The following is a 20,741-nucleotide window of genomic DNA, read 5'->3' on the forward strand; positions in this document are numbered from 1 at the left end:
GATGGAGAATCGAGATGCGGGATTTGGGATGACTGCGCGGGCGGCACGACCCGGGGGACGGCCCGAGGCGAACTGTTCATGCAGAGTGGATGTACGGGTACTGCTTCTCCGGTGGTTCCGGTCAGGAGCCGCGAGCGGTGCGGAGCTCGGTTTCTCCGGGCGGTGCGGGCGGAGGAAGTGTGACGTTCCCTGGAGGCGCGCACCGCCCGGAGAGCTGTGGAGGAGCCCGGGTCAGCTGCCGGTGATGTGTTCGGGTCGCACCGGCGTCCGGTTGAGCTCCAGTCCCGTCGCGTTCCGGATCGCCGCGAGGACGGCCGGGGTGGACGACAGGGTGGGGGCCTCGCCGACGCCACGGAGCCCGTACGGGGCGTGGTCGTCGGCCAGTTCGAGCACGTCGACCGGGATGGTCGGGGTGTCGAGGATGGTGGGCAGCAGGTAGTCCGTGAAGGACGGGTTGCGCACCTTCGCGGTCTTCGGGTCGACGATGATCTCCTCCATGACGGCGACGCCCATGCCCTGGAGGGTGCCGCCCTGGATCTGCCCGAGGACCGACAGCGGGTTGAGCGCCTTGCCGACGTCCTGGGCGCAGGCCAGTTCGATGACCTTGACCAGGCCGAGTTCGGTGTCGACCTCGACGACGGCGCGGTGGGCGGCGAATGAGTACTGGACGTGGCCGTTGCCCTGTCCGGTGCGCAGGTCGAAGGCCTCGGTGGGCCGGTGGCGCCACTCCAGCTCGACGTCGACCGCCTCGTCCTCCAGCACATCGGCCAGATCGGCCAGCACCTCGCCGCCGTCGGTGACGACCTTGCCGCCCTCCAGGAGGAGTTCGGCGGTGGCCCAGGCGGGGTGGTACGTCCCGAACTTGCGGCGGCCGATCTCCAGGACCTGTTCGCGGACGGCCTCGCAGGAGTTCTTCACGGCGCCGCCGGTGACGTAGGTCTGGCGGGACGCGGAGGTGGAGCCGGCCGAACCGACCCGGGTGTCGGCCGGGTGGATGGTGACCTGCGAGACGCCCAGTTCGGTACGGGCGATCTGGGCGTGCACGGTGACGCCGCCCTGGCCGACCTCCGCCATGGCGGTGTGCACGGTCGCGACGGGTACGCCGCCGATGACCTCCATGCGCACCCTGGCGGTGGAGTAGTCGTCGAAGCCCTCCGAGAAGCCGACGTTCTTCAGGCCGACCGCGTAGCCGACGCCGCGTACGACGCCTTCGCCGTGGGTGGTGTTGGACAGTCCGCCGGGCAGCGCGCGTACGTCGGGGTGCTCACCGGCGCTCTCCCACTGCCGTTCGGGCGGCATCGGCCTGGCCTTGACCCGGCGCAGCAGCTCGGCGACGGGTGCGGGTGAGTCGACGCGCTGCCCGGTGGGCAGCAGGGTGCCCTGCTCCATGGCGTTCAGCTGTCTGAACTCGACGGGGTCCATGCCGAGTTCGGCGGCGACCTTGTCCATCTGCGCCTCGTAGGCGAAGCAGGCCTGGACGGCGCCGAAGCCGCGCATCGCGCCGCACGGCGGGTTGTTGGTGTAGAGGGCCAGCGCCTCGATGTCGACGTCCTCGATGACGTACGGGCCGACGGCCAGCGAGGAGGCGTTGCCGACGACGGCCGGGGAGGCGGAGGCGTAGGCGCCGCCGTCCAGCACGATGCGGCACTTCATGTGGGTGAGCTTGCCGTCACGGGTCGCGCCGTGCTCGTACCAGAGCTTGGCGGGGTGGCGGTGTACGTGTCCGAAGAAGGACTCGAAGCGGTTGTAGACGATCTTCACCGGCTTGCCGGTGCGCAGCGCCAGCAGGCAGGCGTGGATCTGCATCGACAGGTCCTCGCGGCCGCCGAAAGCGCCGCCGACGCCGGAGAGCGTCATGCGGACCTTGTCCTCGGGCAGGCCGAGGACGGGGGCGATCTGGCGGAGGTCGGAGTGCAGCCACTGGGTGGCGACGTACAGGTCGACACCGCCGTCCTCGGACGGTACGGCCAGGCCGGACTCGGGGCCGAGGAAGGCCTGGTCCTGCATGCCGAAGACGTACTCGCCACTGACCACCACATCGGCGCGGGCCCTGGCCGCATCCGCGTCGCCGCGGACGATGGGCTGGCGGTGGACGATGTTGGGGTGCGGTACGTGCCCGGCGTGGTGATCGTCGCGGCCCTCGTGGACGAGGATCGCGCCGGGGGCGGTCGCGGAGGCCTCGTCGGTGATGACCGGGAGTTCGCGGTAGTCGATCCTGATCTTCGCGGCGGCGCGGCGGGCGGTCTCGGGGTGGTCGGCGGCGACGATCGCGACGGGCTCGCCGTGGTGACGCACCTTGCCGTGGGCGAGCACGGGGGTGTCCTGGAACTCCAGGCCGTAGTTCTTCACCTCGGTCGGCAGGTCGTCGTAGGTGAGCACGGCGTAGACGCCCGGGGTGGCGAGTGCCTCGGAGGTGTCGATCGAGGCGATCTCGGCGTGCGCGACGGTGGAGCGCAGCGTATGGCCCCAGAGCATGTCCTCGTGCCACATGTCGGAGGAGTACGCGAACTCGCCGGTGACCTTCAGGATGCCGTCGGGGCGCAGCGTGGACTCGCCGATGCCGCCCTTGGTGCGGGTGGCCTGGTTGATATTGGAGGGGGATCCGGTAACGCCCATCGTCTAGACCGTCTCTTCCGCTCGGGCGGCCGCCAGGCGGACCGCGTCGAGGATCTTCTCGTAGCCGGTGCAGCGGCAGAGGTTGCCGGAGAGCGCCTCGCGGATGTCCGCGTCGGACGGGTCCGGGGTGCGCTCCAGGAGTTCGTCGGCCGCGACCAGCAGGCCGGGGGTGCAGAAGCCGCACTGGACGGCTCCGGCGTCGATGAACGCCTGCTGGATCGGGGAGAGCTCGCCGGTGTCGCGGGTCTCGTCGCCGGACGGCTTGGCCTCCCAGCGGCGGGCCTTGTCGACCGTGGTGCCGCAGGCGCCGGAGGCGCAGCCGGTGCCGGGGTGGGCCTCGGAGCGGTGGGCGGCGAAGTCGGCGAGACCTTCTACGGTGACGACCTCGCGGCCCTCGGCCTGGCCGGCGGCGACCAGGCAGGAGCAGACCGGAACGCCGTCGAGGCGGACGGTGCAGGAACCGCACTCGCCCTGCTCGCAGGCGTTCTTGGAGCCGGGCAGGCCCATCCGCTCACGCAGCACGTAGAGGAGGGACTCGCCCTCCCAGACGTCGTCGGCCTCGTGCCTGCGCCCGTTGACCGTGAAATTGACGCGCATGATCAGGCAGCTCCTTCGGTGCCGCGGCCATCACCGCGGTACGACTCCCAGGTCCAGCCGAGGGTCCGGCGGGCCATGATCCCGACCGCGTGCCTGCGGTAGCTCGCGGTGCCGCGCACGTCGTCGATCGGGTTGCAGGCGGCCGCGGCGAGCGTGGCGAACTGCTTGGCGACGGACGGTGTGATGATCGTGCGGCTGTCCCAGAACCCGCCCTCCTCAAGGGCGGCGTTCAGGAACGCCTCGGCCTCCTTGGCCCGTACGGGTGTCGGGGCGGCGGATCCGATGCCGGTGCGGACCGTGCGGGTCTCGGGGTGCAGGGCCAGGCCGAAGGCGCAGACGGCGATGACCATCGCGTTGCGGGTGCCGACCTTGGAGTACTGCTGCGGCCCGTCGGCCTTCTTGATGTGCACGGCCCGGATCAGCTCGTCGGGTTCGAGGGCGTTGCGCTTGACGCCGGTGTAGAAGGCGTCGATGGGGATCAGCCGCGTTCCGCGGACGGACTCGGCCTCCACCTCGGCGCCCGCGGCGAGCAGCGCCGGGTGCGCGTCCCCGGCGGGCGAGGCGGTGCCCAGGTTGCCGCCGACGCCGCCGCGGTTGCGGATCTGCGGCGAGGCGACGGTGTGCGAGGCGAGCGCCAGACCGGGCAGCTCGGCCCGCAGGTGCTCCATGATGTCGCTGTACGGGACAGAGGCGCCGAGCCGTACGTTCTCCTGGCCCACCTCCCACTCGGACAGCTCACCGATGCGGTTCAGGTCCAGGAGGTACTCGGGCCGCCGGTGGTCGAAGTTGATCTCGACCATCACATCGGTGCCGCCCGCGATGGGCACGGCCGTAGGGTGCTCGGCCTTGGCGGCGAGCGCCTCCTCCCAGCTGGCGGGGCGAAGGAAGTCCATGAGTGGCTCTCTTCTCAATCGGGTCGTTCGCGTTCGCTGGGGCTGGGGACGGCCGGCCCTCGACTGGTTGTTCATACGTTGTTAACGCGTTGTGTGGCCCAGTACACAAGCCCTGCTCCACCTGGTGCAGTCACCGAAACCATGAAGGAGTTGGCTGGTCTTCGTCCTCGTCTTGTAGATTCGAACGAATGACGGGTCTCTGTGACCTCACCGCAACACCCAGTTTTCACCCGCACCAACGAAAGAGATCGGCGGCGACGAGATGCGGCTGCGCGCACTGCTGGAGACCGACGCGCTGGGCCTGCGGCTGCTCGGCGGCGACGAGGAGCTGGACCGGTCGGTCCGCGGCGTGATGACCACGGACCTGCGGGACCCCAGCCGTTATCTGACGGGCGGCGAGCTGGTCCTGACCGGACTGGCCTGGCGCCGGGACGGTACGGACTCCGAGCCCTTCGTACGGATCCTCGCGGGAGCCGGCGTGGCCGGGCTCGCGGCGGGCGAGGCGGAGCTCGGCGACATCCCGGCCGATCTGGTCGAGGCGTGCGGCCGGCACCGGCTGCCGCTCTTCGCCGTCAACGAGACCGTCGCATTCGCAACGATCACCGAACATGTGGTCCGCCAGGTGTCCGGCGAGCGCGCCGGCGATCTGGCGGCGGTCGTCGACCGGCACCGCCGGCTGATGACCTCGGGACCTTCGGGCGGCGGGCCGGAGGTGGTCCTCGATCTCCTTGGCTCCGACCTGGACCTTCAGGCCTGGGTGCTCTCGCCCACCGGCCGGCAGATCGCGGGCGCCGGTGTGCCGCTGCCCGGACCGGTCGGTGCGGAGCTGGCCGGTCTGCATCTGGCCGCGGTCCGCTCCGGCCGCCGCGCCCCGTACCGGGCGACGATCGGCGGGGTGGTGTATTCGCTCTTCCCGATCCGGAACAACGGCCGGGGTGCCGTACCGGCCTCCCGTGATGTGCGCGAGTCGGTGCTCTCCGACTGGCTGCTCGCCGTCGAGGCCGACGCGGGCGACTGGCCGGCCGCCCGGCTCGACCTGCTCCAGGGCGTCACCCAGCTGATCGCGGTCGAACGGGACCGGCGGGACGCGGCCCGTACGGTGCGCCGCAGGCTCGCCCAGGAGGTTCTCGAACTGGTCCAGGCGGGCGCCCCGCCGGCCGAGATCGCGGCCAGGCTGCGGGTGGCCACGCCGGTGCTGCTGCCCGGCCTCGGGACCGCGCCGCACTGGCAGGTGGTGGTGGCCCGGGTCGACTGGGACGAGCAGGGCGCGCCCGGCTCCACCGGATCCGGTGTCGCGGGCGGCCCGGCCACCCAGGCGCTGCTGGAGGAGATCCTGGTCGACCCGGCCGTCACCGGCCCCGACTCCGCGGACCGGATCGCGGTCGCGCACTCCGGCGACGAGGCCGTCGCGCTGGTGCCGCTGCCCGCCGTCGCCCCACCGGCCGAGGACGCGGACGACGCCGCGGACCCGGACGGCCCGGAACCCTCCGGGGAGGATCCCGCGCTGCACGCCGATGTCCTGCTGGCCGCCGTCCGCGCCCCGCTCTCCGCGGGTCTGGCCGACGACGGCCGCCTGACACTGGGGGTCAGCGCCTCGGTGCACTCGCCCGAGGGGCTGCGCGGCGCGCTGGAGGAGGCCCGGCACGCCCGCCGGGTGGCGGCGGCCCGTCCGGGGCGGGTCTGCGCGGCCGGCCATCACGAGCTGGCCTCACACGTGCTGCTGCTGCCGTTCGTCCCGGACGACGTGCGCCGCGCGTTCACCGCACGCCTGCTCGACCCGTTGCGCGACTACGACCGGCGCCACCGCGCGGAGCTGATCCCGACCCTGGAATCGTTCCTGGACTGCGACGGTTCATGGACCCGCTGCGCGGCCCGGCTGCATCTGCACGTCAACACGCTGCGCTACCGGATCGGGCGAATCGAGCAGTTGACGGGGCGTGACCTTTCACGGCTGGAGGACAAGCTCGATTTCTTCCTCGCCCTGCGTATGAGCTGATTCCCGGAGGCTCCCGCGACTCCGGCGGCCTCCGTCGATTGTGAAAACTTTCACCTGACATTGCCTCCACCTCTTGGCCCGGCGTGCCATTCCGTGCTGTGATGCGGCCAGACTCAGAGCGTCCGGCCGTTGAGGGGTGGGTGACGCCGCCCCTCGATGGCCGGACACTCTCCACAGCTCAATGGCGCGCTCGGGGAGGGCAATGTGGCGTATACCGCCATGTCTGGTTCCGGAACGACAGCAGATGACGATCCGCCGCTCCAGACAGCGGTATGGCGGTTGCGGTCACGCGCCTGTTGGACGGACGCCGCGGCACTGCTCGAACACGACGCCGCCACCGATCCGGCCGCGGCGCTCCAGCGGACAGCTCTGCTGACCGAGCGGTGTCTGTACGCGGGACAGGGCTGGACCGATGCCGAGGACGCGCTGCGAACCGCCGAGGCCCTGGCCCACGACGACGCCGAGCGCGGGGCCGCCGCCTGCGAGCGCGGCCATCTCGCGTACGCCTCGACGCTGCTCGGTGTGCGGGACCGGGCCGACGAGGCCCGGGTGGCGCTGAGCCGGGCCGCGGCGCTGCTCGCCCCGGCCGCCGCGGGCCGCCCGCTGCTCGACTTCCGGCGGGGCCTGATCGCCCAGAACATCGCGGACTCGCCGCAGGCGGCACGCGCCGCGTACCGCAGGGCCCATGCCGGTGCCACCGCCCAGGGCGATGAACTGCTCCTCTCCTCCACCTGGCGTCATCTCGCCCTGATCGCCCTGCGCGAGGGGGAACTCGCCGAGGCCAGGCACGGTTTCGCGGAGTCCCTGCGGATAAGGGAGGAGCTGGGCTACCTGGTCGGCACGGCCCCGGCGCTCATCGCCATGGCGGACGCCGAACCGGAGCCCGAGGCGGCGACCCGGCTGCGCGCCGAGGCGGGCAGGCTCTTCCGGCTGCTCGGCGGCGTACCGACCTGGCTGGCCCCGCACATCGACCCGCCGGGCCCCGGAACGGCCGAGGCGAACTGAGACCGCGCCCGGGGGCCCTGCCGCACCTGTCGGAGTCAGCCCCCGGAGCCGGTGAAGTGCTCCCGTACGAGTGACTGCACGACCACCGCGTCCTGGGCGATCAGCGCGTCCAGGAGTGCGGTGTGCTCGGCGGCGTCCGCCAGCAGGTCGGCGCGGCGGGTGACGGGGTTGGTCCCCAGCGGCCACTGGGAGCGGCGGTGCAGCTCGTCGGCCACCGCCACGAGCTGTACGTTGCCCGAGAGCGTGAGCACCGCTCCGTGGAAGGCCCGGTCGGCCTCCGCGTAGCTGGCCCGGTCGCCGACGGCCGCCGCCGCCACGGTGGCGTCGGCCAGCGGGCGCAGGGCGCACCAGCCCGCCGACGTCACGGTGCGGGCGAGCCGCAGCATGACGGGGACCTCGATCAGCGCCCGCACCTCGGCCAGTTCGGCCAGCTCGCGCGGGCCGCGCTCGGCGACCCGGAAGCCGCGGTTCGGCACGACTTCGACGGCCCCCTCGACGGCCAGCTGCTGCATCGCCTCGCGCACCGGGGTGGCGGAGACCCCGAAGCGGGCGCCGAGGGCCGGGGCGGAGTAGACCTGTCCGGGGATCAGCTCGCCGTCGACGAGGGCGGCGCGCAGGGCCTCCAGGATCTGGCCGCGCACGGAGTGCCGCTGCACCACGGCCCGGGGCGGGGGCGGCTCGCTGTGGGTGTGCTCGCCGCGGGCCTGTTCGGGCACCCGGACGGACGAGTGGGCGGCCACGGACGCGACGGACGCGTACGGCGGCCGCACCTCCTCACACGCTCTGCCCTGCTCCACGGGTACCTCCTCGGCCGGCGCGGGCACGGCTCGCGTGCGCCGTGCCCCGTGTGCACGATAAGCGGAGGAGGCCGCAGTTCAAACATCGATCAAGTCGGGTAAGGTAAGGCTTACCTCTAAACGATCGCGATACGGTGGTCCCCGCATGACCCTCTCCGCCCTGCTCCCCGCAGCGACAGCCTCGGCCGTGACCGAGGCGTACGCGCGTCTGGCCGAGGTCTTCCCCGGCCTGCGCGCCGAGGTGCTCGCGGACGGCGAGTCCGCCCCGGGCGGCGTCGGCTGGGTGGGCGCGCACGAGCTCGCGGCCGGCGGCGGCGCCCTGGAGGCCTTCCTCGCGTGGGACAACGCGCAGGTGCTGCGGGACTACGGACAGCAGGCCCGGCCCGACGTCGTCGCCAGCTTCGGCCTGCACCGCTACGCCTGGCCGGCCTGTCTGCTGGTGACGGTGCCGTGGTTCCTGCACCGGCGGGTGCCGCGGATCCCGGTCGAGGACGTCGCGTTCCAGCGGGCGCTGGGCCATCTGACCGTCCGGGTAAGGGAGTTCGCCTGCCTGCCCGACGATCCCGCGGCGGCGCTGCCGGGCGCCCGGGTGGTGGCCGACGAGGCCGCGCTGCGCGCCGAGGTCCTCTCGTCCGTGGCCGAGCACCTCGGACCGGTGCTCGACGGCTTCGGCCCGCGGATGCGGCGCGGCAAGCGGGCCCTGTGGGGCATGGCGACGGACGAGATCGTCGAGGGCCTCTGGTACATCGCCCACCTCCTGGGCGAGGAGCGGCGCGCGATGGCCGAGCTGGAGGCGCTCCTGCCGGGCACCACGAAGCCGTACGTCGGCACGGCCGGCTTCCGCGAACTGACCGGCCCGAACGGCGAGTCGCTGCCCACCCGCGACCGGGCGAGCTGCTGCCTCTTCTACACACTGCGGCCCGAGGACACCTGTGTCACCTGCCCGCGCACCTGCGATGCCGACCGGCTGCGGAAGCTGACGCCCGCTCCCTGATCCACACCGCCCGCAGGGGTGACGTGAATCGAACACAACTGGCTCACCGCTGAGGGGTGTTCGACCAGATCGCGGAAATCCGGCGTCTCAGCCACCCCATTGGCATTCACTTGCCCCGAAACCGTCTGGACTTGCGGGAATCTCCGCCACGATTGCGCCCGACACGCCCTATCGCGACGCAAGGGACCGCGCATGAGACTGACCGACATATCGCTCGACTGGCTGCTTCCGGGCGCCGTGCTGCTCGTGGGGGTCATGGCGGCGGTGGCGGTGGTCGCACGCGGCAAGCGCTCCGCTGACACATCCGCGGCCGACGACACCTGGGAACGCAGCGAGGACCGGCGCAGGCGCAAGGAAGCGCTCTACGCCACGGCTTCGTACGTTCTGCTGTTCTGCTGCGCGGCGGTCGCCGCCGCGCTCTCCTTCCACGGGCTCGTCGGCTTCGGCCGGCAGAACCTCGGCCTCTCCGGGGGCTGGGAGTACCTGGTGCCGTTCGGCCTCGACGGGGCGGCGATGTTCTGCTCCGTGCTCGCCGTCCGGGAGGCCAGCCACGGCGACGCGGCCCTCGGCTCCCGGCTGCTGGTGTGGACCTTCGCCGGCGCCGCCGCCTGGTTCAACTGGGTGCACGCACCGCGCGGCCTGGACCACGCGGGCGCCCCGCACTTCTTCGCGGGGATGTCGCTCTCGGCGGCCGTGCTCTTCGACCGGGCGCTGAAGCAGACCAGGGTCGCCGCGCTGCGCGAGCAGGGCCTGGTGCCCCGCCCGCTGCCGCAGATCCGGATCGTACGGTGGCTGCGCGCGCCCCGGGAGACCTTCGGCGCCTGGTCGCTGATGCTGCTCGAAGGCGTACGCACGCTGGACGAGGCGGTCGACGAGGTGCGCGAGGACCGCAGGGAGAAGGAGCAGAACCGTCTCCGCAGGAAGGACCAGGAGAAGCTGGACCGGGCGCAGATCAAGGCCCTGAACCGGCAGAACCGGGCCTGGGGCCGGGCGGGCCGGGGCGTCGCCCAGGTGGATGTCCAGGCCATCACCGCCTCGGCGGGCTCCGCGCAGTCCGTCGCGGAGCCCGCCATATCCGGGCCGGGTCAGCTGCCTCTGCGACCCCGGCCATCCCTGCAAGCCGTCAGCGGCTCCAGCTCCAAGAACGCATCGGACCCGGGCACGACTGAACCGGGAGCGGTCGACCTCACTGCCGAGGACGACACCCAGGCCCTGCCCCGGCTCGACTCGCTGGAGCAGAAACTGAAGGACCTGGAGCAGCAGTTCGGCTGACCCGTACGGACCGGTGAGCAGGTGTTCAACACTGTTGGCGATGAACGGCCCTGACAGTCCGTCGGACTGTCAGGGCCGTTCGCCGTCCAGCTCGAACCAGACCGTCTTTCCCAGCGCCTGCGGGCTGATCCCCCAGGAGTCCGCGAGGCTCTCCACCAGGATCAGCCCTCGGCCGTGCGTACCGTCGTCGGCGTTCGGTACGTGCGACACGGGCATCCCGGGGACGAAGTCCCTCACCTCCACCCGGAGTCCCCGCGGCGCCACGCTGACGGCGACGACCGCGCCGTCGTCCGTGTGGACCAGCGCGTTGGTCACCAGCTCGCTGAGCAGCAGCTCAGCCACCTGCGCGGGCTCCTCCTTCCACCGGTACCTCAGTAATTCCCGTACGGCACACCGCACTTCGGAAATCGCGGCCAGATCCGCGCTGCCCAGCCTGCGATGCAGCCGGCCCAGTTCCTGACGCTCCATCGTCTCCCCCGCCCGCACAGTGAATCGCCCCCTTCTCGTATCGAACCGCTTCACGCAATGCATGCCCCGCCCACGGGCTGTCACGCTTGCCGCCGTGTCACGGCGTGCGGAACCACGCCATCCGGTACGGATCGGACAGCCGGGACGTGGAGCTGCCGCCGTTCGGGTTAACTTCCGAAAAAGTCACTGGAGTTGGCGTTGACGGGAACGCATCTACGCGCGTCATCATGGTGGGTATGCGAATCCCCCCACGGATCACCACGCTCGGCGGCGTCGCCGCCCTCCTGTCCGTCCTCTTCGTCGGCGGCACGGTCGCGACCTCCGCGACGGCGTCCACCACCTCGGTCGGCAGCATCTGTTACTCCGCCCTTCCCTCCCAGGCTCACGACACCCTCGATCTCATCGATGCGGGTGGCCCCTTCCCGTACGACCAGGACGGCGTCGTCTTCCAGAACCGCGAAGGCGTCCTGCCCGGACAGAGCACCGGCTACTACCACGAGTACACCGTGATCACCCCTGGCGCCCCGACCCGCGGCGCACGCAGGATCGTCACCGGCGAGGAGACCCAGGAGGACTACTACACCTCCGACCACTACGAGACGTTCGACCTCGTCGACTTCCACTGCTGAACCCTCCCCGGAAGGATCCGCGCCGCAGCCCCCCACCTGCGGCGCGGATCACCGGTGAATCGGACTTGTACGCTCCCCCCATGACCGTGACCTATGTGATCAACGGCTCCGAGGTCACCGGCCTGGAGCGCTTCTGGCAGCTCATCGGCGAGGCGGTGAACGGGCCCGGCGGCTACTTCGGCACCGGTCTCGACGCCTTCGCGGACTGTCTGAGAGGCGGGATGGGCACGCCGGACGACGGCGATTTCGTCATCGAGTGGCGGGACCACGCCCTCTCGGCACGCGCCCTGGGACACGAGGAGACCGCGCGTCATCTGCGCGGCCTCCTGGACCGTGCCCACCCGAGCAACCTGCCGCGGCTGCGGCAGGAGCTCGCACAGGCGGACGGGGGCCAGGGACCGACGCTGTTCGACCAGCTGCTGGAGATCATCCGGGACGAGACGGCTCCGGGCACCCTGCGACTGCGCTGAGGGGCACGGGTGCGGTCGCCCGCACCCGTGCCCCGGGGTGGATCAGTACTGCGCGGAGACCTTCACTCCGCCGAAGTCCTGCACGGCGTAGAGGCTGATGTAGTGGGCGCCTTCCGCCGGGTGGTCGACGGTCAGCGTGTGGGCGTTCCCGGTACCGGTCGCCCGGCTGGTGTAGGCACCCGTGGTGGCCCAGCCGTTGGCGTTGTAGTAGAGATCGGCGTCGCCCGTGCCGCCGCTGGTGGTGATCTTCAGCGTGGCGGTGCCGGCGGGCACGTAGACGTAGAGGTAGGAGTAGTTGCCCTTGGTGGCCTGCTGCCCGCTGCGGGCGCAGTCCTGGCCGAGCTCGCGGCTGTCGCCGGTGACGCACTCGTTGACCGGGTCGGTGGGCGGGTTGGTGGTGGTGCCGCAGCTGCCGGCAGCGCAGGCCGTCAGCCAGGTGTTCCAGTCGGCGTCGTAGCGGCTGCCGATGGTGGAGGTGAGCAGGGTGCGGGCGCCGTTCCAGTCACCGCTGCGGTAGAGACCGAGCAGCTTGTCCACATCGGCGCGGTGCGACTGGAGCATGTAACGGACGGCCAGGTAGCCCCAGTTGTAGACGCGGGTCTGGTCGGCGTTGTCGTACGTGGTGTCGAACAGGGTGCGCAGGGTGTAGGTGTGCGCGGCGGCCTGCGTGATGGCGTCGTCGTAGACGACGTCGCGGTAGGTGTAGGAGACGTACTCCGCGAAGCCCTCGATCCACCAGATGGTCGGCGTCGTGATGCCGGCGTCGAAGTCACCGGCCATGTCGAACCGGCCGTCGAGGTAGTGCGTGTACTCGTGGTTCAGGTTCCAGATCTGGAACTCGGGACGGACCCACTCGGCCTCGTAGGCGATGAACCGCGGCTGGTTGCCGACCGCGGCCGGGTCGCCTTCCAGGTACATGCCGCCGTTGTTGGTGTCGATGCCGTAGATGGCCCCGGCGTAGGTCTGGTAGTCGGTGCTCGAATCGAAGACCACCACCTCGATGGTGCTGTTGCGGTCATTGGCGACGGGGCCCTTGTCCCGCACCACGTCGTGGAAGTAGGCGTCCTGGTTGCGCAGACTGGTGCAGGCGGTCGCCAGATCGGTCGAGGACATCTGCTGGGCCAGGATGTGAATGCTGTCGCTGCAGGTGTAGTTGACCGGGAGCACGGCGCTCTTGAGGCGTGCCGACAGGTCGCAGGTGTTGTAGGCGGAGCAGTTGGCCGCGTCGTAGAAGTCGGTCATCTCCGCGAGTCCGACCCAGAGCGGCGCGGTGGGCCCGGTCAGGGAGCTCCGGCCGAGCAGGTCGGTGACGAGCGGGCGGACCTTGGGCACCAGCGGCGCCTCCTGGAGGAAGCGGGCCAGTTCGCGTCCCGCGTTGGAGGTCAGGTACGACTGGTCCGTACCCAGCAGGCTCAGGTGGTCACGGGCGAAGCCGGCGAGCGAGTCGAGCAGGCTCGGGTCGGCCTGGACGGCGCTGACGAACTCCGGTACCTGGTGGCCTCGGAAGGTCACGGTGTACACGTTGTTGACCGCGTTGAGCATGTACCAGGAGCTGTTGTACGAGGAGTTGTAGTCGGCGAGCAGCCGCTTGACGACGTAGAGGTAGCGGGCGTTCTGCTCCGCGCTGTCGATGAGGGTGACGGCCTCGGCCAGGGTCTCGCCGTTGGCGTCCGTGACGTCGCGGGAGTGCGAGGAGGCGAAGAAGCCGTCAAGGCCGCCCTGGATGGCGGTACGCAGCGAGGCGCCGTAGCTGCCGACGGTGCCGGGGTCGTAGTACTGCACGTAGTAGCCGGCCCGGAGGAAGAGCACCAGCTGCGGCATGCCGTTGCTGCTGTTGCCCGGGTAGGCGGCCGACGCGTCGCGCATCGCGTTGGCGACGGTGACCATCTGGGCCTCGCGGAAGGCGAGGTAGCCGTCGTTGCCCTTGACGCTGAACAGGGTGTTGACGCAGTCGGTCGTCGACGCCTTGATCTGCTGCACCAGGGCGCTCCCGGTGCGGCTGGTGAAGTCCGCGACCGAGCAGGCGGCGGCCGCGCCGACTCCGGCCGACTTGGCGGCGGAGCGGGCCTTCGACTTCATCGAGGGGGCGCGGTGGCTCGGGGTGGAGGTGCCCTGGTCGTCGTAGTCGCGTCGCAGCGCGTCCTTGGAAGCGGTCTGCGGCGCCCGGTCCGCGGGCTTCAGCGCCTTGTCGCCTATGTGAGCGGCGTCCTGGACGGGGGCGGTGAGGGACTGCGCGGCGGGGCCGCCCGGATCCGGTGCGGACGGGTCGACGGCCTTGTGTGCGGCGGCCGTCGCGCTTGCGGCGGCCGTCACGGAGGGACGGACCTCGGAGGCCCGGCTCGGTGCCGCGAGCATGCCGACGCCCAGGCAGGCCGCCAGGGCCACGGTGGATAGCCCGGTAAATCTCTGACGAACCGTTCGGTTCTTCACGTGCCGCCTCCCAGCGGAGTGGTGGCCGCGCGACGGTGCGCGGCCGTGGGGGATGGTGCGCGGCCGAGGTCGGACGGGGATATGGGTCTGACATGAGCACGACCTCAATCGCGGCCGTCTGTACAATGGCACATGTCACATGTTCTTTGGAAGGCGTTGCGCGCAGATTCATCGACGCGCCAACTCCCGTCCGCGACGCCCTGCTTGCGGCCGGTGTCGACACAGCCCGAGGAGTTCCGCCCCGTGACCGATCCCCGAAACCCCCTGCACACCGGCAGCCACGACCTGCCGGTGTCGCCGGCCCTGGACGCCTTCATGCGCGCCACCTGGGCCGATACCCCGCTCCCGGCGGGTGACCGCGTCCCGTCCCATGACCTGACACCGGCCCGCCGCGCGCGGGTGGCCGCCCGCTTTCCGGGCGAGCGGCTGGTCATTCCGGCGGGCGCCCTCGCTGTCCGGTCCAACGACACGGACCACCGCTTCAGACCGCACACCGGTTACGCCTGGCTCACCGGCCTCACCGGGGAGGACCAGGCCGGCCATGTGCTGGTCCTGGAGCCCGACGGGGACGCCCGCCACGAGGCGGTCCTCTACCTGAGACCCCGGTCACCGCGTTCCGGCGGCGAGTTCTACCAGGACCGCAGGTACGGGGAGTTCTGGGTCGGCCGCAGACCCGGTCTCGCGGAGGCCGCCGGGCTCACCGGCATCCGCTGCGAGCACCTGGACGCGTGGGACAAGCTGATGACCGGGGCCCAGCCCCCGACCAGGGTCGTCGCAGGCGTCGACCCGGCGGTCGACGCCTTGCTGGGTGACGCTCGCCGGATCCCCGCGCCACGGCCCGCCCCGGCCGGCCTGGACACCGTCCTCAGCGAGCTGAGGCTCGTCAAGGACCCTTGGGAGCAGGGCGAGTTGCAGCGAGCCGTCGATGCGACGACCGCCGGGTTCGAGGACGTCGTACGGTCACTGCCACAGGCCCTGGCCCATCCGCGCGGCGAACGCGTGGTCGAGGGCGTGTTCGGCCTCAGGGCCCGGCTCGACGGGAACGGTCCCGGCTACGCGACCATCGCCGCCGCCGGGGCGCACGCCTGTGTGCTGCACTGGACCCGTAACGACGGCCCGATGGAGCGCGGGCAGTTGCTGCTGCTGGACGCGGGCGTGGAGACCGATTCGCTCTACACGGCCGACGTCACCCGCACCCTCCCGCTGTCCGGCACCTTCACCCCCCTCCAGCGCACCGCGTACGAACTGGTGCTGGCCGCCCAGGACGCGGGCATCGCGGCGCTGCGTCCCGGCGCCCGGTTCCGCGACTTCCACCAGGCCGCGATGCGGGTCATCGCCGACGGCCTGCACGACTGGGGCGTGCTGCCGATGCCGGCCGAGGAGGCGCTGGCCCCCGAGAACGGGTTCCACCGCCGCTACACCCTGTGCAGCAGCGGCCACATGCTCGGCATGGACCTGCACGACTGCGCGCAGGCACGCGCGGGGGCGTACCTGGACGGGGTCCTGGAGCCGGGGCAGGTGCTCACCGTGGAGCCGGGCCTGTACCTCCAGCCGGACGACGAGACGCTCCCCCGGGAGCTCCGGGGCATCGGCATCCGGATCGAGGACGACCTCGTGATCACCGCGGACGGCGCCCGGCTGATGTCATCCGCGCTGCCCCGGACGCCGGACGGCGTCGAGGCCTGGATGGCGGGGCTGCTGGAGAGCTGAGGAGCGGCCGGGGCCGCAACGGCCTCGGGAGGCCGCTGAACAGCCCTGGGCACCGCGTACTTGGGCCGGGCCGGCGCCGGGGCCGCCGGCCTCAGGCCTTGACGGCCGGTACGCCCTCGGGCTCCCCGTCGGCCTGCTCCCCGTCCGCCCGTTCCATGTCCGCCCGCTTGCCGTCGGCCCACAGGGACCGGACATGGGACATATGGGCGAGCATGCAGGCCTCGGCGCCGGGGGCGTCACCGGCGACCACCAGATCCAGCAGTTGTACGTGCTCCTCGGCCGAGGCCGTCAACTGCCCTGATTCGGCGAGCCGGTTCAGCCCGTAGAGCCGGGAGCGCTTGCGCAGCTCGCTGACCTCCTCGACCAGCCGGCGGTTCCCGGCCAGCCCGAGCAGAGCGAGGTGGAAGCGGCGGTCTGCCTCCAGGTAGCCCAGTATGTCGTGCCGGCGTGCGGCCTCGACGATCTCCTGCGCGACGGGGCGCAGCGCCTCCAGCTCCCGCGTCAGGCCCATCCGCGCGATCCGGCCCACGGTGGGGACCTCGATCATGGCGCGGAGTTCGGTGAAGTCGTCGAGGTCCTGGTCGGTCAGCTCGGTGATCCGGAAGCCCTTGTTGCGGACGGCCTCGACCAGTCCCTCCCGGGCCAGATCGAGCATCGCCTCGCGGACGGGCGTCGCGGAGACGCCGAACTCCGAGGCGAGCGCGGGCGCGGAGTAGATCGTGCCAGGCCTCAGCTCCCCGGAGATCAGCGCCGCCCGCAGCGCGTGCGCCACCTGGTCGCGCAGATGTTCCTGCGCCGAGATCACGTTGAGCGACGTGAGGCGGGCCATGTCTGTCCTCCAGCACCGTATGGAGCACCAGAATACAATGTCACGTTGTCTTGCCGCCCGGCTCCGTGGCGCGGGGAGTGCGGGGCCGGGCGGCAGGGGTCCGCCGGGTCACGGATTCACAGCAGGAACCCTTCGGGGAAGGGGTCGGCCGGATCGAGGAAGTACTGCGCGGTTCCGGTGATCCAGGCGCGGCCCGTGACGGTGGGGACGACCGCGGGCAGCGTTCCGACGGTGGTCTCCGCGACCAGCCGGCCGGTGAACGACGTACCGATGAAGGACTCGTTGACGAAGTCGGTGTCCAGGGGGAGTTCGCCCCGCGCGTGCAGCTGGGCCATCCGGGCGGAGGTTCCGGTGCCGCACGGTGACCGGTCGAACCATCCGGGGTGGATGGCCATGGCGTGCCGGGAGTGGACGGCGTCGGAGCCAGGTGCGATCAACTGCACGTGCTTGAGCCCGTGGATGTCGGGGTCGAGCGGGTGGACCGGCCGGTCGGTGTCGTTGACCGCGTCCATCAGGGCGAGCCCCGCCTCCAGCAGTTCGTCCTTGCGCGAGCGGTCGAAGGGGAGCCCGAGATCGTCCAGTCGCACCATCGCGTAGAAGTTGCCGCCGTAGGCGAGGTCGTAGGGGACGGTGCCGAAACCGGGCACCTTCGCCGTGAGACCCAGGCCTGCGGAGAAGGCCGGGACGTTGGTGAGCGTGACGGAGACGGCGGCCCCGTCCTCGACGTGCACATCGACGCAGACCAGTCCGGCGGGGGTGTCCAGCCGCACCGTGGTGACCGGTTCGGTGACCTCCACCATGCCGGTCTCCACCAGCACGGTGGCCACCCCGATGGTGCCGTGTCCGCACATCGGCAGAAAGCCCGAGACCTCCATGAACAGGACCCCGAAGTCGGCGTCGGGGCGGGTCGGCGGCTGGAGTACGGCACCGCTCATGGCGGCATGGCCGCGCGGCTCGTACATCAGCAGGGTGCGCACCGCGTCGCGGTGCGCCATGAAGTGATTGCGTCGTTCGGCCATGGTGGCGCCGGGGATGGTGCCGATCCCGCCGGTGATGACGCGGGTGGGCATGCCCTCGGTGTGCGAGTCGACGGCGTGGAATATGTGACGCGTGCGCAAGTCTCCTCCTCGGTCGTCCTGCCGGTCCGTTGCGGTGTGCGGGCCGGGGGCCGGTCAGTCCAGTCCCTCGGCCCGCGCCTTCTCGGTGGCGGCGCGTACGGCGGCCACGGCCTCGGCGTCCAGCGGCAGCCTCGGCGGACGGGTGGGACCGCCGTGCCGTCCGACGATGTCCATCGACGCCTTGATCGCCTGGACGAACTCCGGCTTCGAGTCCCACCGCAGCAGCGGATGCAGCCGCCGGTAGAGCGGCAGGGCCGTCTCCAGGTCCCCGGAGACGGCGGCACGGTACAGCGCGACACAGCCGGCGGGCAGCATGTTGGGGCAGCCCGCGATCCAGCCGACCGCACCGGCCAGGGCGAGTTCCAGCAGGACGTCGTCGGCGCCGACCAGCAGATCGAGCCCGGGAGCCTCCTCGGCGATCTCGTAGGCCCTGCGGACGTCCCCGCTGAACTCCTTGACGGCCACGATGGACCCGTCCGCGTAGAGCTGTGCCAGGAGCCGCGGGGACAGATCGACCTTGGTGTCGAAGGGATTGTTGTACGCGACGACCGGCACGCCCGCCCCCGCGACCTCGGCGTAGTGCGCGCGGACCGCGGCGTCCTCGCACGGGTAGCCGTTGGGCGGCAGCAGCAGGACGGAACCGGCACCCGCCTCCGCCGCCTGGTCGGCCCGGCGGCGCGACTGGGCGCTGTCGTAGGCGGAGACCCCGGGCATGACCCTGGCGCCGTCCCCGGCCGCCTCGACCGCGACCCGCACCACCTGGTCGCGCTCCTGGTCCGTGAGGGTCTGGTACTCCCCCAGCGAGCCGTTGGGCACCACTCCGTCGCAGCCAGCGTCCACGAGGTCGCGGACGTGGGCCGCGTACGCGTCGAAGTCGATGGACCGGTCTTCGCGCAGGGTGAGCGGGGTGGCGACCATGACGCCTCGCCAAGGCCTGGTCCGTGCTGCGGAGTTCGTCGACATCTGGGCTCCTTGAGGTGGTGACATGACATGAATCGGCAGGGGAGAAGAAGGAGAGGGCCGGGAGACGGGCGGGGGCCGGGAGACGGGCGCGCCGCGGGGCCTCACACGTCCTCGGGGCGGGCCGCGCGGGCGAGCACGGAGAGCGGGACGGGGCAGGCGAGCGGACGGCGGTCGGGGGCTCCGGCCTCCGCGGCGCAGCCCGCCAGTCCCCGGACCGCGAATCCGCACGTCCGGCCCTGGCACCAGCCCATCCCGGCCCGGGTGAGGAGTTTGACCGTACGGCTGTCCCCGGCACCGAGGTCGTCGACCGCTGTGCGGATCGCGCCGGCGGTGACCTCCTCGCAGCGGCAGACCTCCGTGTCCGCGGTGAGCCACTCGGTCCATCCGGGGCCGGGCCGGTGCACGGCGCCCATCAGCTCGGCGAACGCGCGCATCCGCCGCCGGGCCCGGCGCAGCGCCGTCACCCGGTGCGCGTCCCGGCCCCGCGTCCCCTGCCTTGCGTCGCGGGTCACGGAGAGCGCGGCCAGCTCCCCTTCGGCCAGCGCGAGGTGCACCCCGCCGATGCCGCCCGTCTCCCCCGCGGCCCAGACACCGGGCACGGTGGTGCGCAGGTCGTCGTCGAGCACCAGGGCGGCCGCCCCGTCCGCACCGCACCGGGTCGCGCAGCCCAGGCCCACGGCGAGGTCCAGCTGCGGTACGAGGCCGTGGCCCACGGCCAGGGTGTCGCAGTCGATACGGCGCCCGGTCCCGGGCAGCGGACGCCAGTCGCGGTCCAGGCGGCTGACGGTGACACCCTCCACCCGGTCGGTGCCGTGCACGGCGGTGACCGCACGGTGCGTCAGCACCCGTACCCGGTCGCGGGCCAGTGCCACGCCGTGCCGTACGCCCTCCCGGAGCCGGCCGGGGTCGGCGGCCAGCACGCGGGGAGCGCGTCCGTACTCCACGTATCCGGCGGCCTCCACCAGAGCGGGCACCCGGGCGCCCGCCCGCGTCAGGGACACCGCGACGGCCTGCAGCAGCGGCCCGCTGCCCGCGACGACGATGCGCCGTCCCGGCAGTACCAGCCCCGACTTGAGCATGGCCTGCGCCCCGGCCGCGCCCACGACACCCGGCAGGGTCCAGCCGGGGAAGGGGAGCTGGCGCTCGTGGGAGCCGGTCGCGATGAGCAGCCGGCGGGCGCGCAGCGCGGCCGAACCCTCGCTGTCGGGCCCGGTGACGGCGTGCAGGGTCCAGTCCGCCCCGGACCTCTCGACGGCCCACACCTGATGCCCGGCGAGGTGGTGGATCCGCCCCGCGTCGCGGTGCCGGTCGAGACGGGACCTCAGTGCGGCGAACCGCGCCCAGCCGTGGTGCAGTGCCTCGGGCCGGGTGGCGCCGAGGCCGGGGGCCGGGGCGCGGTAGTACTGGCCGCCGGGTGCGTCCGCGGCGTCGAGCAGGACGACATCGAGTCCGCGGTCGGCCGCGGTGACCGCCGCCGCCAGTCCGGCCGGTCCGGCGCCCACCACCGCGAGTTCGGTGAAGGACGGCGCGGCCGCGGAACCGGGGGGCTCAGTGGAGGAGTCCGGCATGTCCGTCTCCTTCCTGGGTCGTGACCACGTCGCCGGGGCCGGCGGGCAGCAGACAGGCCCGGCGGCCGGGGACGCCGTTCACGGTGACCAGGCAGTCGAAGCAGGAGCCGATACCGCAGAAGGCACCCCGTGGCCGTCCGTTCACCCTGGTGGTGCGCCAGGTGAGGACGGAGGCCGCCCAGAGGGCTGCCGCCACGCTCTGCCCCGGCAGGGCACGGACCGGGCGGCCGTCAAAGGTGATCTCGAACCCCGGCCCGGACTCGGCACCGGCCACGCCGGCCGGGGTGCGGGCGGTGTCGCGCTTACGGATACGTATCACCAGGGCTCCTGTCTCGGTGATCGGGCGGTCGGGCCGGCCGGCGGGAGTTCGCGGGACCCGCGTGGCG

The 20,741-nt window shown here is 72.0% G+C and carries 18 protein-coding genes; 7 read left to right on the forward strand and 11 right to left on the reverse strand.

Translation table 11 applies throughout. The features are described 5' to 3' along the window. Positions 1 to 231 precede the first annotated feature (231 nt). From ACZ6S6_RS07935 to ACZ6S6_RS07945, 3 genes are read right to left on the reverse strand one after another with little or no spacing between them, the layout of a single operon-like run. Complete coding sequence (locus tag ACZ6S6_RS07935; RefSeq protein ID WP_362954652.1) at positions 232 to 2,616, reverse strand: xanthine dehydrogenase family protein molybdopterin-binding subunit; 2,385 nt, start codon at positions 2,614 to 2,616, stop codon at positions 232 to 234. A gap of 3 nt (positions 2,617 to 2,619) precedes the next feature. Beyond that, entirely contained in the window at positions 2,620 to 3,213 is a 594-nt protein-coding gene (locus ACZ6S6_RS07940) for a (2Fe-2S)-binding protein (RefSeq protein WP_362954654.1), read from the reverse strand. A 2-nt stretch (positions 3,214 to 3,215) separates the two neighbouring features. Next, positions 3,216 to 4,106, reverse strand: a complete 891-nt coding sequence (locus ACZ6S6_RS07945; RefSeq protein WP_469704368.1) for an FAD binding domain-containing protein — start codon at positions 4,104 to 4,106, stop codon at positions 3,216 to 3,218. Between the two features lie 262 nt (positions 4,107 to 4,368). On the opposite strand from ACZ6S6_RS07945, the gene ACZ6S6_RS07950 reads away from it, so the two are divergent. Both ACZ6S6_RS07950 and ACZ6S6_RS07955 read left to right on the forward strand, forming a co-directional pair. Further along, complete coding sequence (locus ACZ6S6_RS07950; protein ID WP_469704369.1) at positions 4,369 to 6,102, forward strand: PucR family transcriptional regulator; 1,734 nt, start codon at positions 4,369 to 4,371, stop codon at positions 6,100 to 6,102. Positions 6,103 to 6,321: 219 nt separating this feature from the next. Beyond that, positions 6,322 to 7,107 carry a hypothetical protein gene (locus ACZ6S6_RS07955; RefSeq protein ID WP_362954659.1) on the forward strand — a complete coding sequence of 262 codons (786 nt, stop codon included), beginning with the start codon at positions 6,322 to 6,324 and terminating at the stop codon, positions 7,105 to 7,107. A gap of 35 nt (positions 7,108 to 7,142) precedes the next feature. Here ACZ6S6_RS07955 and ACZ6S6_RS07960 read toward each other — a convergent pair whose 3' ends face one another. Then, the gene (locus tag ACZ6S6_RS07960) at positions 7,143 to 7,904 is read right to left on the reverse strand and encodes a GntR family transcriptional regulator (protein WP_362954661.1); all 762 of its coding nucleotides are present in this window, start codon (positions 7,902 to 7,904) and stop codon (positions 7,143 to 7,145) included. Positions 7,905 to 8,049: 145 nt separating this feature from the next. Here ACZ6S6_RS07960 and ACZ6S6_RS07965 point away from each other — a divergent pair, with 145 nt between their 5' ends. Further along, positions 8,050 to 8,898 carry a (2Fe-2S)-binding protein gene (locus ACZ6S6_RS07965; RefSeq protein WP_362954663.1) on the forward strand — a complete coding sequence of 283 codons (849 nt, stop codon included), beginning with the start codon at positions 8,050 to 8,052 and terminating at the stop codon, positions 8,896 to 8,898. Positions 8,899 to 9,090: 192 nt separating this feature from the next. Beyond that, positions 9,091 to 10,170: a DUF2637 domain-containing protein gene (locus ACZ6S6_RS07970; RefSeq protein WP_362954664.1), complete on the forward strand. Its 1,080-nt coding sequence runs from the start codon at positions 9,091 to 9,093 to the stop codon at positions 10,168 to 10,170. Between the two features lie 69 nt (positions 10,171 to 10,239). Here ACZ6S6_RS07970 and ACZ6S6_RS07975 read toward each other — a convergent pair whose 3' ends face one another. After that, the gene (locus ACZ6S6_RS07975) at positions 10,240 to 10,602 is read right to left on the reverse strand and encodes an ATP-binding protein (protein ID WP_469704508.1); all 363 of its coding nucleotides are present in this window, start codon (positions 10,600 to 10,602) and stop codon (positions 10,240 to 10,242) included. A 272-nt stretch (positions 10,603 to 10,874) separates the two neighbouring features. Here ACZ6S6_RS07975 and ACZ6S6_RS07980 point away from each other — a divergent pair, with 272 nt between their 5' ends. Continuing rightward, positions 10,875 to 11,267 carry a guanyl-specific ribonuclease gene (locus ACZ6S6_RS07980; RefSeq protein ID WP_362954668.1) on the forward strand — a complete coding sequence of 131 codons (393 nt, stop codon included), beginning with the start codon at positions 10,875 to 10,877 and terminating at the stop codon, positions 11,265 to 11,267. A gap of 80 nt (positions 11,268 to 11,347) precedes the next feature. After that, positions 11,348 to 11,737: a barstar family protein gene (locus ACZ6S6_RS07985; protein ID WP_362954669.1), complete on the forward strand. Its 390-nt coding sequence runs from the start codon at positions 11,348 to 11,350 to the stop codon at positions 11,735 to 11,737. A gap of 42 nt (positions 11,738 to 11,779) precedes the next feature. Here ACZ6S6_RS07985 and ACZ6S6_RS07990 read toward each other — a convergent pair whose 3' ends face one another. Then, on the reverse strand, positions 11,780 to 14,167 hold the full coding sequence (locus ACZ6S6_RS07990) for a M9 family metallopeptidase (RefSeq protein ID WP_362954671.1): 2,388 nt from the start codon (positions 14,165 to 14,167) through the stop codon (positions 11,780 to 11,782). A 132-nt stretch (positions 14,168 to 14,299) separates the two neighbouring features. On the opposite strand from ACZ6S6_RS07990, the gene ACZ6S6_RS07995 reads away from it, so the two are divergent. Continuing rightward, complete coding sequence (locus ACZ6S6_RS07995) at positions 14,300 to 15,877, forward strand: aminopeptidase P family protein (RefSeq protein ID WP_469704370.1); 1,578 nt, start codon at positions 14,300 to 14,302, stop codon at positions 15,875 to 15,877. 91 nt (positions 15,878 to 15,968) lie between these two features. Here the strand turns inward: ACZ6S6_RS07995 and ACZ6S6_RS08000 are convergent, their stop codons facing one another. The 5 genes from ACZ6S6_RS08000 to ACZ6S6_RS08020 all read right to left on the reverse strand — a co-directional run bounded on the left by ACZ6S6_RS08000 (position 15,969) and on the right by ACZ6S6_RS08020 (position 20,674). After that, on the reverse strand, positions 15,969 to 16,706 hold the full coding sequence (locus ACZ6S6_RS08000; RefSeq protein WP_469704371.1) for a GntR family transcriptional regulator: 738 nt from the start codon (positions 16,704 to 16,706) through the stop codon (positions 15,969 to 15,971). Between the two features lie 116 nt (positions 16,707 to 16,822). Next, positions 16,823 to 17,824, reverse strand: coding sequence for a proline racemase family protein (locus ACZ6S6_RS08005; RefSeq protein WP_469704372.1), 1,002 nt, complete (start codon positions 17,822 to 17,824; stop codon positions 16,823 to 16,825). A gap of 54 nt (positions 17,825 to 17,878) precedes the next feature. Continuing rightward, positions 17,879 to 18,787, reverse strand: a complete 909-nt coding sequence (locus ACZ6S6_RS08010) for a dihydrodipicolinate synthase family protein (RefSeq protein ID WP_362954679.1) — start codon at positions 18,785 to 18,787, stop codon at positions 17,879 to 17,881. A gap of 101 nt (positions 18,788 to 18,888) precedes the next feature. Then, positions 18,889 to 20,355 (reverse strand): FAD/NAD(P)-dependent oxidoreductase, encoded by a 1,467-nt coding sequence (locus tag ACZ6S6_RS08015; RefSeq protein WP_362954681.1) that lies wholly within the window; start codon positions 20,353 to 20,355, stop codon positions 18,889 to 18,891. After that, positions 20,336 to 20,674 carry a (2Fe-2S)-binding protein gene (locus tag ACZ6S6_RS08020; protein WP_362954683.1) on the reverse strand — a complete coding sequence of 113 codons (339 nt, stop codon included), beginning with the start codon at positions 20,672 to 20,674 and terminating at the stop codon, positions 20,336 to 20,338. The genes ACZ6S6_RS08015 and ACZ6S6_RS08020 overlap by 20 nt, the downstream gene beginning before the upstream one ends. Between the last annotated feature and the right edge of the window lie 67 nt (positions 20,675 to 20,741).

The organism is Streptomyces sp. NPDC048671 (assembly GCF_055587045.1).